The organism is Sagittula marina (genome assembly GCF_014196795.1).
GTDB classification, from domain to species: Bacteria; Pseudomonadota; Alphaproteobacteria; order Rhodobacterales; family Rhodobacteraceae; genus Sagittula; species Sagittula marina.
The window spans coordinates 130141-142658 of record NZ_JACIEJ010000002.1; the positions used below are offsets into that span (position 1 = coordinate 130141).

Sequence of the window (12518 nt, forward strand, 5' to 3'; positions counted from 1 at the left end):
TCCCTTCCTACCCTTCGAGTTCTGCGGGGGCTTGGCGCATTTTCCGAATGGCGTCAACCACGCGTCCGACACCCATGCTTAACGACCCTTTGGCCAGCACAACATCGCCGGCGTCGAGATCGTGACGGACCCGCTTTGCCAATTTGTCGCTGGTCTCGGCCCAATGTCCGCGGCGGTGCATTGGCAGGTTCTGCCAAAGCTGTCGCATCAGCGGTCCAATGCAGTGCACCACGTCGATCCGTTTCAGATGAGGATTGTCAGCCAATGCCTCGTGCAAAGCTGCTTCATCCCGGCCCAATTCCTTCATATCCCCAAGATAGGCGATGCGACGCCCCTTATCGTGACGCCCGACATGGTTCAGTGGCTCTGCCGCAGCGAGCACTTCCAGCGCGGCCCCCAAGGACGTCGGATTAGAATTGTAAGCGTCATCAATCAGTTCAAGCGACATCCGTTCATCCACCGGATCTAGCTGGATGCTTTCACGCAGACCCCGTCCTGGTCCAGGCTGCCATTGCGCCAACGCAGCCAAAGAAAGCGCACGATCAAGTTTCAAGGCAGACGTAACTGCAAGTACGGACATCCCATTCACAGCGAAGTGGCGACCCGGTACCATCACTTTGTACAGAACCGGCGTACGCCATGCGCGCCCCTGCACGACCGTGCAGGAATCTTGCACGCGCACATCAGACACCCGATGGTGATTGTGCGCCGCCTCCCCGAAAGAGATACACCGTTTGGCTTTTGCGCCTGCCGCATCGCGCAGGATATGGCTGACCGAAAGGTCTCCGTTGTAGATGGCAGTGCCGCGCGGCTCCAATCCCTCGAATATGCTCGACTTTTCGCGAGCGATACCCTCAAGGCTTTCAAAAGCGGCCATATGCGCCGGGGCCACGATAGTGACAACTGCCACATGCGGACGCGCCATCCGCGCCAGAGGCGCGATTTCGCCTGGGTGGTTCATGCCAATTTCGACAACCGCGAAATCAGCATCCGCAGGCATACGCGCCAAGGTGAGTGGCACGCCCCAATGATTGTTATAGGACTTTTCTGCCGCATGAACGGTGCCCTGTGCGCCCAGAACAGTGCGCAACATCTCCTTGGTCGATGTTTTTCCGACGGAGCCTGTCACCGCGACAAGTCGACCACGGAACCGTGCACGTGCAGCTTTGCCAAGTGCTTCAAGTCCGGCCTGTACATCGTCGACAATGAGCAACTTCTCGGGGTTATCCACACCTTCGGGGATATGGGTCACGAGGGCTGCAGCAGCGCCCTTGTCCAAAGCCTGCTTTACGAATTCGTGGCCATCCCGGGCCGCCTTCAAAGCAATGAACAGATCGCCGGATTCAAGTGTACGCGTATCGATGGATACGCCTGTTGCCTGCCAATCGGAGGCCACTGTTCCCCCAGTTGCCGCCGCCGCGTCCCGAGCCGTCCAAAGCATCACAAACCCTTCCCGTCCAGCGCCGCCACTGCCACGCTGGCCTGTTCCACGTCGTCGAAGGGAAACACTGTCTCGCCAATGATTTGACCTGTCTCGTGCCCTTTGCCGCAGATCAGCAATGCATCACCGGGACCGAGTGCATCCGCCCCCCGCAGGATCGCTTCAGCGCGATCAGGCACTTCAATCGCAGAGGGCGCGCCTTCCATCACCATGGCGCGAATGGCTTTCGGATCTTCGCTTCGGGGATTGTCGTCCGTGACAATAACCGTATCCGCGTGTTCGGCAGCCGCCGCACCCATCAGTGGCCGTTTACCGACGTCCCTGTCACCACCTGCGCCGACGATGGCCACAAGCCGCCCCATGACGTGCGGACGCAGCGCCTGAATAGCCGTGGCAACTGCGTCAGGCGTATGAGCGTAATCAACGAACACCGCAGCACCGTTGTCCCGTGTTGCCGCCAATTCCATACGGCCACGCACTGTGCCTAGCAGCGGCAAGACATCGAAAACGTCATCTGGATCGCTTCCGCAAGCAATCACAAGTCCAGCGGCAAGCAGAACATTTTCCGCTTGGAAACCACCGATCAGGCCAAGCCTCTCCTGGCGAACCTCATCGGCAAAGCTGATCCGGATTTCCTGGCCAGTCGCGTCAAAGCGCTGCGCTTGCAAACAGATATCGGCCCCACTGCGGCCAACGGTCAGAACGTCCTGACCTCGCGCGCGCGCGATCGCCACCATGTCCACACCCCGAGCGTCGTCGATATTAACCACTGCAACGCCGTCTTCTGGAAGAACGCGGGCAAAAAGTCCCGCCTTGGCAGAGAAGTAGTCCTCAAAGCTCGCATGGTAGTCGAGGTGGTCCTGACTGAAATTGGTAAATCCCGCAGCTGCCAGCTGAACGCCGTCGAGCCGGCGTTGGGCCAATCCGTGCGAAGATGCCTCCATCGCCGCGTGGCTCACCCCGGATTCAGCCGCCCCGGCCAACATCCGATGCAGGGTAATCGGCTCCGGAGTGGTATGGCGCAAGGGAGCGGTCCAATCGCCCTCAACACCGGTCGTGCCAAGGTTCACCGCCCGTAGCCCAATTTCCTGCCAGATTTGTCGGCAAAACGTTGCAACCGATGTTTTGCCATTGGTGCCCGTCACGGCCACGACCGTTCCGGGCTGTGAACCGGACCAAAGCGCGGCCGTGTAGGCCAGAGCCTGCCGGGGATCTTCGGCGATGATCAGCCCCACTCCAGACGCGTCGATCACGTCCGCCGCCAGCTTGGCCCCGGTCGCATCTGTCAGAATGGCAACGGCGCCCTGGCGCACCGCGTACTCGATGAAATCTGCACCATGGACACGCACACCTGGAAGCGCCGCAAAAAGGTAACCATTCCTGACCTCGCGTGAATCCACAGCGAGGCCGGTAATCAACATGTCCCGGTTGCCTCGGGTTGTCAGCCCCAGGTCCTTCAGGCTTTTGGGTTCAGAAGTCATGTCCGCGCCCCTCATGGTCTCGGCAGTATGGTCAGAGCGGCCTTGCAGCCGCTCCTGCGCCCCGCAACCTTTCGCTCAGTCCGAGGCACTTGTCGTGACCAACTGCCCTGTATCGTAGTGTGGACGCAAGCCCAGAAGAGGTGCAATCCGGCCGATCATTTCTGCGGCCACCGGCACCGACGTCCAGCCCGCGGTGCGGCGCGGTTTGGATCCTGCCGTGTCCATCGGTTCATCCAAGGTGACCACCAACACATACTTCGGGTTATCCGTCGGAAAAATCGAAGCAAAAGTGTTAATGTTCTTCTCCTTGTAGTAGCCGCCGCCGTTTTCTTTGGGCTTCTCTGCGGACCCTGTCTTACCGCCCACACTGTAGCCAGGAACCTCCCCGAAAGAGGCTGTCCCGTCCTCGTTGCTGACCACCTCACGCAACATGTGGAGCGCGTCTTTTGCAACGTCTTCACGGAACACCACGTCTTGATATTGCGATGTCGTCTGCTTCAACAGAGTCGGTTTCACCATGTGCCCCCCATTGGCGATCGCGGCGTAGCCGGTTGCCAAGTGCAACGGGGTCGTTGAAATGCCATGTCCGTAGGAAATGGTTACCGTCGACAGGTCCGTCCAGCGTTCGGGGATCAATGGCTTACCGCCGTGCGCCTCCACGATCTCCAACGGTGTCGGGTCGAACAAACCCAGGGTTTTCAGGAACGTCTGCTGACGTTCTGGCCCAATAGCAAGCGCAAGCTTACCGGTGCCACGGTTGGAGGATTTGACGATGATCTTCTCTACCGAAATCTTGCCATAGTTGTGGTTGTCGAACTCACCAATGCGGTGGCCACCGACTTTCAATGGCGGCGAAGTGTCGATAATCGTGTCCGGCTGAACGAGGTCCAGCTGCATAGCCTGGATGGCCGCGAAGATCTTGAAGGTCGACCCAAGCTCATACACGCCCTGCACGGCGCGGTTGAACAATGGGCTGTCTGACGGGCTGCCCTGGACCGCTGGGCGAGGCCGATCATTCGGGTCGAAATCGGGCAGCGATACAATGGAAATCACCTCACCCGTGTGGACATCCATCAAGACCGATGCCGCACCTTTGGCGTTCATCAGCTTCATGCCGGCATCCAGCACTTCTTCTGCCGCAGCTTGAACCGTGAGGTCGATGGACAGCGTCAATGGGACGCCTTCCCGAGCAGGATCGCGAAGTTCCTTGTCGAAAAATCGCTCGATCCCGGCGGTGCCGATCACCTCAGCGGAATGGACGCCTTCCTGACCGAAAGACGCCCCGCCCAGCACATGGCTGAGGATCGGGCCGTTCGGATACAGGCGCATCTCGCGCGGTCCAAACAGCAAACCTGGCTCGCCAATGTCATGCACGGCTTGCATTTGCTCCGGGCTGATTTTCTTGCGCACCCAGAGGAACTTACGCTTTGGGTCCATAAAGCGTGCTGCCAGCTTTTCGGCATCCAGGTCCGGGAATATTTCGGCCAAGCGCTGCGCGGCACGCTGCGGTTCAATCATCTGCTGAGGATGCGCATAAAGCGAGTGCGTCGACATATTCGTCGCCAACAGCCGGCCATGGCGGTCCGTGATGTCCGCCCGGCTTGCGATGATTGACGCGCCTGACGCCTGGGCGCGCGGCTCCGACGGTTCAGAGGCCGATAGCATACCCATCCGGGCGCCGATCACGCCGTAGGCGCAAAAAAACATGACGGCCAGGACGAGCAGACGCCCCTCTGCCCGCAGGCGCATCCGGTCGCGCATGTCCTCGTGACGGATGCGGCGGTTCTCGCGTTCGATAGCGTCGGGATTCTCACCCTTTTGACGTGCATCCAGGATGCGGGCCAGAGGGCGCAGCGGAATACGGGTCATGGGTTGGTTGCTCCCACGCTGGAGATGTCGACGCCTTCGCTGATGTCAATTTCAGGCGGCAATGGGTAGGCGACCTGGTCAATGCGTCCAAACTGATCTGGGCGAAGTGGGATCAACCCAAGCTTGTCAAAGTTGAGCTCTGTCAAATCGCGCAGTCGGTCGGGGCGGTTCAGATAAGCCCATTCAGCACGCAGGATCGCAAGCCGTTCGCGCGCGCCGGTGATCTCTGCGCGCAGACCTTGCGCGCGGTCCAGCTCATCCTGAGTTTGGTAATTCTCGCGGTAGGCCCAATAGCCGGACCCGATCACAGCCAGGGCCGCAAGTATGAACAACACGGTTCGCATGTCACATCCCCTTTACTTTGAGCCACGCAACATCGGCATGGCAATTTCATCCGCCGCAACAGCGTCTGCGGGCAATTCCGTGCGCCGCGCCACGCGCAGCTTGGCCGACCGGGCACGCGGATTGCGCTCCAGCTCATCCGGGTCCGGCCCCAGCGCCTTGCGCGTCAGAATTTCGAAGGGCGCCTCAGCCTCGGCCGTTTCTGTCGCATAGCGGTTGACGTGCCGCTTCTTGTCGCCGTGAAGCTGGAAAAACCGTTTCACCATACGGTCCTCAACGGAGTGGAACGTCACGACGGCCAGCATGCCGCCAGGCTTCAACACCCGTTCTGCCGCCATGAGCCCCTGCCAAAGCGCTTCGTATTCACCGTTCACCGCGATGCGCAGCGCTTGGAAAGACCGCGTTGCCGCGTGGGCCTGACCCGGCTTGGTCCGCCCAATCACACGTTCGATCATTTCCGCCAAAGGCAGCGTACGCTCAAAAGGCCGATCCTGCACCATGGCGCGGGCGATGCGACGGGACTGGCGTTCTTCTCCATATACATAAAGAACCTCTGCCAAAGCCTCGGCAGACAACTCATTCACCAGATCGGCGGCAGTCTTCCCGGATTGGCCCATCCGCATGTCCAGCGGTCCATCGCGCATGAAAGAAAAGCCACGCTCTGCCCGATCGAGCTGCATGGACGATACACCAAGGTCCAGAACGACGCCGTCCGCGGCTTCCACAACCTTATCCAGATTTGAGAAATTCTCTCGAACAAGGGAAATTGCAGGCCAATCTCCCAGCCAGTCTTCGGCCATGTCATGCGCCATCGGGTCGCGATCAATACCAATGACGCGCTCGGCCCCGGCCTCGACCAAGCCGCGGGCGTAGCCGCCTGCGCCGAAGGTTCCATCGATCCAGACGCCGCTGACCGGCGCCACTTCACGTAGCAATGGCGCCAGCAGGACGGGAATGTGCGGCGCATCGGAGGAGTGCTCCGCATCGGACATTTAGAAGCCCTCCTCGTCGAGCAACTGCACCGGATCGAAATCCTCGGGCAGTTCATCAAGATATTCTTCGGCCTTGGCGAGTTCTTCCTCTTCGTAGACCGTCGGCTCCCAGATCTGGAAGGTGTCCACATTGGAGGCGAAATAAGCTTCGTTTGTGATGCCGATCTTTTCGCGCAGTTTGGCCGACAGGACGATACGGCCTGTCTCATCAACACTGGTTGTCACGGACCGGGTGGAGAAGAGCCGCTCCAGAATGCGCCGCTTGGGGTCACCCCGTTTCATGGATGCGATGCGATCCTCGACCGCCTCCATCTCCTGAACAGTGTAGCATTCCAGGAACTTGCGACGGTGATCCCCGTAGACGATCACAAAGTTCGGGTTCAGACCTTCGGTCCAGTCAGGGTCACCGGCTTCGAGGACACGGCGAAAGGAGGCCGGAATCGAGACCCGCCCCTTCGTGTCGACCTTGTGCCGACTTTCACCTCTGAACCTCAGCCTGCGGCTCACTGCCTCTGGCCCTCCGCCCCCTGAAAAAATCCGCCTTCAAGACGTAAAAACGGCGGGTTGATCTGCTGCCACTGATCAACCCGCCGCTGACCCGCGTTGGCGGGTGTCTCCGACTGCGCGCGCCACCTGGGGGGATGTCTGCTCGCCCGCGCGCCGGATCCTTGTGTTCACGATGAAAGCGAGCGCCTGTATGAACCTGCTCTTTGTTATTGTTTTGAGTATCGGTTGGGATCGTTTGGTGTCCCGTATGCCCGTCTCATCGTGTGAATTAGGTTTGCCATGGGAATACATGGGAAGCAACAGAAATTTGGGGGAAAAGCGGTGCTTGAAGCGGCATGACTGACGCCAGCCTCCTACCTATTGTGGTGAAATTGCGGCAGGACTCCGCCCATATGGTGCCACATTAGTATTAGAGCACCATATGTTCCCAGACAGACGCCCGTATGAAATGGCCCATGCTTTCCCAAAAAACTTCCCTTCGCGCGCTGCGAGTCCTCGAACTCGGCCCGGATCAAAACGAACAAGCAACGAACACGCTATCCGGTATCCGTGTTATCCACAGATTTAGGGATTTATCCACAGGGAACCATCCCCGCTCGCGTCTCTGTGATTCGTGATTGCAACCAGCTGGCGAAGTTCGCCCATGTTTTCCCATGAGTTCAAAATGGGACCGCATGGGACAGCCTAACGCGACGCGTTTGTAGCGCGATTGTAGCGCGACACGTTTCTTTGCAGTGCCAGACACAGTTCTTTACAGCAACGCGATTTTTGGCAGGGAGGCGTAAAGCCCCCCTCGCCGTCAGATGTTCGCCCCGACAGTCAGGTTCGTGGCGTTGATCACATGGCCGTCGAAGTCGTTGCCGTTCACCAGCCCGCCCGTCACGTTGTCATCCACGTCCACCGCCTGCGCATAGATGCCGGTGATCGTGTTGCCCGTTACGTTCAGCCGCGTCTGTTCGGTCCCTGACAGCATCTCCACCACGGCCAGCCCGGCAGCGTCCATGTCAAGTTCGTTGCCACGCACCGACAGATGCGAGGCCGACCCCTTCCACAGCTCCGCCGTCAGCGACCCCATCAGAGCCTGTAACGTGATATGGGTGCAGCCCGGTCCCTGCGCGAACACCGCGCCGGGGGTCAACTGCCCACCCAGCACCCGCACCCTGGTCGGGCGCGCCGTGACATCGCCCGACGGCCCGTCCATCAGCAGGCGGACGCCCTTGCCACGGCCCCCGCCCAGATGCAATCTATGAACCGCACATCGCTGATCGCCCCCGCCGCCGAAGCATAGAGCCGCACGTTTGCTTCGTCATTGCCCGGCGCGGAGGTCACCGGTCCGAGCGCACCAGCGTCATCATCACCACAAACCTCAGCTTCTCAGAATGGGCGCAGGTCTTCGGCGACGCAAAGATGCCCCCCACTCCTCGATCGGCTCACACACCGCTGTCACATTCTCGAAACCGGAAACGACAGCTACCGCTTCAAGGCCAGTTCCGAGGCAGCAACGAAAACTGCAAGGGAGACCAAAACATCGACTGCGTCACAAACCACGACGCATAATTGAGGGTGGGTCAAATCTCGGTGAAAATACCCGGTCAGTTCTCTGTGACAATCAACAGGTCAAAGCCGTGCACCGTCCATCAGATTACCGCCTGATCCTCGTTTCAGAAAACACCGCCCGCTATGACCCGCAGGAGCTGCGCGGCGCGGAAATCAACACTCCAAGGATTGTCGGAAAGGCCGTGTGGCGGGGACATTCTGCAGAGTAACCAACCACTTAGTCAGGATTTTGCGGCTGGACCTCGGTTTCTGAACTGATGGTCTAGATCTCCGTACAAACCTTTGTAAATGCGTAGGTTTGTACAGGTTTGGGAAGAGTGTTTTTGCGAAATTTTCATCAGAACAGCAACAATTGGTCTGGATTTTTTCGGGCGCCCCTGCGACCTTGATCCGAGAAATGTACAACATCTCGATATTGTAGGTCGGTAAAATTCCGGATCTGGATATCGCCCTTGGTCGGCAGATCGCGTTCGATTCCGTTGATCCGGGTCTGAAACGCCTCCTTACCGTTTACAAACCGGGCGTAGACCGACAACTGGCTGCGCTCAAAACCGTCGTAGAGCAGGAAACTGCGAAAATCTGTGGCCGCCTTGCGCTGTGGCTTAGTGTCGGTCGGCAGATCGAATATTACGAGTACCCACATGATCCGGTATCCTGACAAATGGGTTGAGCGAAGGGTCATCCACCGAGCCCCGCGAGCATCAGCGCGTCTGGCGTTCTCGGCAGGGCCATTGCAAGCTTTCCCGTTTCGAACCTCTGCCCGAGAGAAATAGCGAGTCTCGAAAGCGCAACCGAGACCGGGCTTTGCCCGACAGCCAAAGGCAGATCGAGGGCGATCAACCGGGCCAACTCCTGTTTCGCCTGTGTGTTAACTTGGGTGCCATGGCGCGCTGGAAGCCGGTGGACAGTGCAATTTACGAGCGGGCGGAACGGTTCCATGAAATCATCTGCAAGGGCGAAAGCATTTCCCCTGTTGGAGTGATGCAACCCGATGCCCGGATGCAAACCTGCGGCGACGATGGCGCGGGCGGTGGCGGCACGCAGCACGGTATAGCCGTAATTCAGTAGCGCGTTGATATCGGGTGGCTCGCGGTTCCGACGAAAGTTATTCCCCATCCTCAGAGGCCAATAGTAACGTGCGGCCTACGCTTCGAGATTGCTGCTGTCGCCACTTGAGACTTTGCGCGCCATCATCTCCAGCGGGGCATGCGCATGGCCATGCGCCTCAAGTGCGGCGACCTGCATTCGGATCTTTGCGATGACGACGTGCTTCCACGCCGGCTTGATCAATGGAATTTTGGCTTGCCATTGCGCCCGCGGGCGCGCCCCTTGGGCTTAATGCCCGTCGAGTGGCATTAGGACTAAGCGCGGGACATGGTTAGCCGCGCAAAACACCACTGGCGCACCGCGATCCGCAAGCAAAGCACTCGAACAGGTGGTGCCATGGGCATGGATGATGACGGCGGTGATTTCATCAAGCGCGACCCGGCCGATCTCGGCCCCGCTCCCGCTGACTTTCAAGAAGCCTCTTTCACGCGAAAGATGGCGCCCGTCACTTGCGATATCAATGACCCGATCCAATTTGAAAACCCGAAGTCAACACGACAAATCACTGGAAGGGTGGCACTGATTTTTGATTCTTGCGAATCTGGTCAGATTTTCAACGGTCCAGGGTCCCGGATACAGCCGATTTCATCGACAACAACACGCCGAATCTTGGACTTCACAAGAGTGCCGGAACCCATTTGCAGAAACTTGAACGGATCTGTCTTGTCTCGATATCTCGCGTCGCAGTTTGCGTCCTTGTGAGGGGCGAGAAACAGGCCGTTTGCGCGATCAAGTTTTTGTACAAAATAGATTTTTGTTTTGTTTTCCCTTTCGATAGCGACCATGTCTTTCTTGAAAATCCGCAGGATCCGTTTGGCAGCCGGATGCGGTCGCCTCTCAATTCCGGTGTGAGCTTCATAGGTGGTTACGACCTTTGGCTCGATCTTTCCATTCGGCAGCTTCCACAGCTCAGAGCAATAATTGCTGTCGCCCATATAGGCCTTGAGCGGCTTGCCTTTTTCGGTCTCACCGATCTCGACGCGAGCGGATTTTTGAAGGGTTTCAATCAGGCGCACCCGGCGCAGGCCCTGATAAGGGCTGTCTTTCTCGGAAAACGCGCGCAGCGCTTGCTCTAAGTCTTTGCCATCTTTGCCTTTGGTCGCGACACAGAGCGCGTTCTGTAATTGCGGGTCACGGATATTCTTGCCCTTGGTCGTAGGCTCGATGTCGCCTGGCTTCAGGGACAACAGTGGCGTGCGACTGCCCACGGTAAGATCGTCAACAACACCGTAGGCCATGTCATTATGCAACTGCCCCGCCGTGCTATCCTGCCCTTTTTTACGCGCATCGACGTCGATACGGCCGTGATCGGCACGGTGGCTGACCACGATCTTGTCAAGCTGAGTGGCAATGTCGGTGCGGAAATGCTCCCACGGCTCGGGCGCGTAGCACGGGCGATCAACTCCGCGGATTGTGCGGCTTGCTCCCCCTGACCGGCGGCTTTGGCGATCCGGTTGATCAGGCTGCGGTCGGTGGCGGCGGCATCAATGCCATGGTGCCGATGATCGGTGCGGCTTTTGGGTTTCACGGCGTCGTGCTCCTTGTCGCTCAGCAGGGAGTTCACCCCCCAATGCCGCCGCAGCATTTCGGTCATTCGTCCGGGCACAGCCCATACATGGCCACCCTCGGTGAACAATGTGTCAAGGTAGGCGCGCGATTTACGCGAGAGATATTGCGTATCGACAAGTGCACGGTCGAGGAAATCACTCTCGCCCTCGCAACGCTCCATGGCATCGGGGCCGAAGCGCCACTTTTTACCATCAGAAAGGTTTTTCAGGTTGGACTCGATTGCAGCCCAACGCGTCGGTTCGCCGCCCCACGCCTCATGGGGCGCCCGGTTGCGCTTCTCGCGATTTGCCTCTTTTAGGGAAAGCGTCTTATTGGAGAAACTGTCGTCCAGCGTTCGCGAATAGGGCAGGATATGGTCGATGTCACAATCGCCATTCAGCACCATCGCTGAAGTAATCGGCGCGCCAGTATAGGGGCAGCAGCGCGGGCCGATGGCCGGTCCAAGCTCCTCAGACAAACGCAAGAGCATGCGATTATGGCCGGTGTTTTAACCCCGTGTTCGCGCAGCGTTTCACTGCGCCGTATTGCATTCGCCGTGGTGTCGCGATTGCGATGAACCGCGTCTTTTTTCTGATGCTCGAATTGTTTCAGCTCACGCGCTAGGACGTGTTTACAAAAGGGTTTCACACGAGGGTTCAGTCGTGATTCCAGCTGGTATCTGCGATGGAGACCCGCTTGGCACGAGACTTGATGTCGGACGAGGGATGGGCGTTCTTTGAGCGTTTCATCTTGGCGGTCCGCGCTCCGAACGGGCGCAAACCTACCAACCACCGCCTTGTTCTTGATGGAGTTTTCTGGATTGCACGCACTGGTGCTCCGTGGCGGGACCTGCCCGAAGAGTTCGGCAAGTGGTCGAGCGTCTACCGACAGTTCCGACGATGGATGCTGGCGGGGCTTTGGGAGGACATTATGGACACGCTGAACCAAAGCGGTGTCGCGCAGGACGCACTGCAGATGATCCCCTCTCATTGTTTGCAAGCAAACAACTGCCGGGCAGTGGACAGCACCGTCATCCGCGCCCATCATCCACTGCCCGGCAGGGCATTGCGCGAGCAATGTCCCGAGAGGGAGGCAGCGGGCGCAAAAGGGGGACTCTGCGGCAGGGTTTTGGCCGTTCTCGACGGTCAGGCGGGAAAACGATCCACTGGATCGTTTTCTGACCCACCTTCCACTTCACGACCAAGATCCACCTCCGCGTCAATGGCGAGGCATTGATCCGCCATTGGTCCGAGGACAATGCCGAGCGGCCTGCCCATGAGGACAGAGATCACACCGGGCCAGACGTCGGACTATCTGGGCTTCGATCTGGTCATGGCCGATAACTTGCCCGAGCCGAGCGTCCTGTTGGCAGACAGGGGGTATGATGCTGACAGCATTCGCCAAAAGATGGACGCGCGGGATGTGCTGACACAAATCCCGATGCGCAAGTCTCGAAAGATGCGCATCGGCGTCGATCATTCGCCATATTCCCTGCGCAATCTCGTCGAGCGATGCTTCAACAAGCTGAAGAACGCCCGCCGTGTCGCAACCCGCTACGACAAGACTGCGGAGAGCTTCCTCTCCTTCATAGACATCGCGTCCATCCGCCTATGGTTACGTCTTTTGTCAACATGACCTAACAGCTGCCTTTGCAATTTGATTGTTGCGAGGACA

At 58.7% G+C, this 12518-nt stretch carries 11 protein-coding genes and 2 pseudogenes; 2 read left to right on the forward strand and 11 right to left on the reverse strand.

The window, feature by feature from the left end:
- Positions 1-7 precede the first annotated feature (7 nt).
- The 7 genes from GGQ68_RS03970 to GGQ68_RS04000 form a co-directional block, all read right to left on the reverse strand.
- Positions 8-1444: a UDP-N-acetylmuramoyl-tripeptide--D-alanyl-D-alanine ligase gene (locus GGQ68_RS03970; protein ID WP_183963151.1), complete on the reverse strand. Its 1437-nt coding sequence runs from the start codon at positions 1442-1444 to the stop codon at positions 8-10.
- The gene (locus GGQ68_RS03975; RefSeq protein WP_183963153.1) at positions 1441-2922 is read right to left on the reverse strand and encodes a UDP-N-acetylmuramoyl-L-alanyl-D-glutamate--2,6-diaminopimelate ligase; all 1482 of its coding nucleotides are present in this window, start codon (positions 2920-2922) and stop codon (positions 1441-1443) included. The genes GGQ68_RS03970 and GGQ68_RS03975 overlap by 4 nt, the downstream gene beginning before the upstream one ends.
- Positions 2923-2997: 75 nt before the next feature.
- Entirely contained in the window at positions 2998-4791 is a 1794-nt protein-coding gene (locus GGQ68_RS03980; protein ID WP_183963155.1) for a peptidoglycan D,D-transpeptidase FtsI family protein, read from the reverse strand.
- Positions 4788-5135 carry a cell division protein FtsL gene (ftsL, locus tag GGQ68_RS03985; RefSeq protein ID WP_183963157.1) on the reverse strand — a complete coding sequence of 116 codons (348 nt, stop codon included), beginning with the start codon at positions 5133-5135 and terminating at the stop codon, positions 4788-4790. Before ftsL ends, GGQ68_RS03980 begins: the two co-directional genes overlap by 4 nt.
- Before the next feature lie 12 nt (positions 5136-5147).
- Positions 5148-6125 (reverse strand): 16S rRNA (cytosine(1402)-N(4))-methyltransferase RsmH, encoded by a 978-nt coding sequence (rsmH, locus tag GGQ68_RS03990; protein ID WP_183963159.1) that lies wholly within the window; start codon positions 6123-6125, stop codon positions 5148-5150.
- Entirely contained in the window at positions 6126-6632 is a 507-nt protein-coding gene (gene mraZ / locus GGQ68_RS03995; protein WP_183963161.1) for a division/cell wall cluster transcriptional repressor MraZ, read from the reverse strand.
- A gap of 799 nt (positions 6633-7431) precedes the next feature.
- The gene (locus GGQ68_RS04000; protein ID WP_183963163.1) at positions 7432-7875 is read right to left on the reverse strand and encodes a hypothetical protein; all 444 of its coding nucleotides are present in this window, start codon (positions 7873-7875) and stop codon (positions 7432-7434) included.
- Positions 7876-7967: 92 nt separating this feature from the next.
- Between GGQ68_RS04000 and GGQ68_RS04005 the strand changes: the two are divergent.
- A pseudogene (locus tag GGQ68_RS04005) lies at positions 7968-8193 on the forward strand (ATP-binding protein); the annotation flags it as partial.
- 333 nt (positions 8194-8526) lie between these two features.
- Here the strand turns inward: GGQ68_RS04005 and cas2 are convergent.
- The 4 genes from cas2 to cas9 form a co-directional block, all read right to left on the reverse strand.
- The gene (cas2, locus tag GGQ68_RS04010) at positions 8527-8832 is read right to left on the reverse strand and encodes a CRISPR-associated endonuclease Cas2 (RefSeq protein WP_183963171.1); all 306 of its coding nucleotides are present in this window, start codon (positions 8830-8832) and stop codon (positions 8527-8529) included.
- Positions 8833-8867: 35 nt separating this feature from the next.
- On the reverse strand, positions 8868-9305 hold the full coding sequence (locus tag GGQ68_RS24240) for a CRISPR-associated endonuclease Cas1 (RefSeq protein WP_246429255.1): 438 nt from the start codon (positions 9303-9305) through the stop codon (positions 8868-8870).
- A gap of 536 nt (positions 9306-9841) precedes the next feature.
- Positions 9842-10534 carry a hypothetical protein gene (locus tag GGQ68_RS04020; RefSeq protein WP_183963173.1) on the reverse strand — a complete coding sequence of 231 codons (693 nt, stop codon included), beginning with the start codon at positions 10532-10534 and terminating at the stop codon, positions 9842-9844.
- Positions 10474-11334: a type II CRISPR RNA-guided endonuclease Cas9 gene (cas9, locus tag GGQ68_RS04025; protein ID WP_183963175.1), complete on the reverse strand. Its 861-nt coding sequence runs from the start codon at positions 11332-11334 to the stop codon at positions 10474-10476. Before cas9 ends, GGQ68_RS04020 begins: the two co-directional genes overlap by 61 nt.
- Positions 11335-11528: 194 nt before the next feature.
- On the opposite strand from cas9, the pseudogene GGQ68_RS04030 reads away from it, so the two are divergent.
- Positions 11529-12479 (forward strand): annotated as a pseudogene (locus GGQ68_RS04030) (IS5 family transposase).
- The last annotated feature ends 39 nt before the right edge of the window (positions 12480-12518 follow it).

What these genes read in the sequence shown, in the direction of transcription:
- ftsL (WP_183963157.1), bottom strand. Translation starts at nt 5,135, where the DNA reads ATGCGAACCGTGTTGTTCATACTTGCGGCCCTGGCTGTGATCGGGTCC.
- GGQ68_RS24240 (WP_246429255.1), bottom strand. Translation starts at nt 9,305, where the DNA reads ATGGGGAATAACTTTCGTCGGAACCGCGAGCCACCCGATATCAACGCG.
- cas9 (WP_183963175.1), bottom strand. Translation starts at nt 11,334, where the DNA reads ATGCTCTTGCGTTTGTCTGAGGAGCTTGGACCGGCCATCGGCCCGCGC.
- GGQ68_RS03980 (WP_183963155.1), bottom strand. Translation starts at nt 4,791, where the DNA reads ATGACCCGTATTCCGCTGCGCCCTCTGGCCCGCATCCTGGATGCACGT.
- cas2 (WP_183963171.1), bottom strand. Translation starts at nt 8,832, where the DNA reads ATGTGGGTACTCGTAATATTCGATCTGCCGACCGACACTAAGCCACAG.
- GGQ68_RS04020 (WP_183963173.1), bottom strand. Translation starts at nt 10,534, where the DNA reads ATGGCCTACGGTGTTGTTGACGATCTTACCGTGGGCAGTCGCACGCCA.
- rsmH (WP_183963159.1), bottom strand. Translation starts at nt 6,125, where the DNA reads ATGTCCGATGCGGAGCACTCCTCCGATGCGCCGCACATTCCCGTCCTG.
- GGQ68_RS03975 (WP_183963153.1), bottom strand. Translation starts at nt 2,922, where the DNA reads ATGACTTCTGAACCCAAAAGCCTGAAGGACCTGGGGCTGACAACCCGA.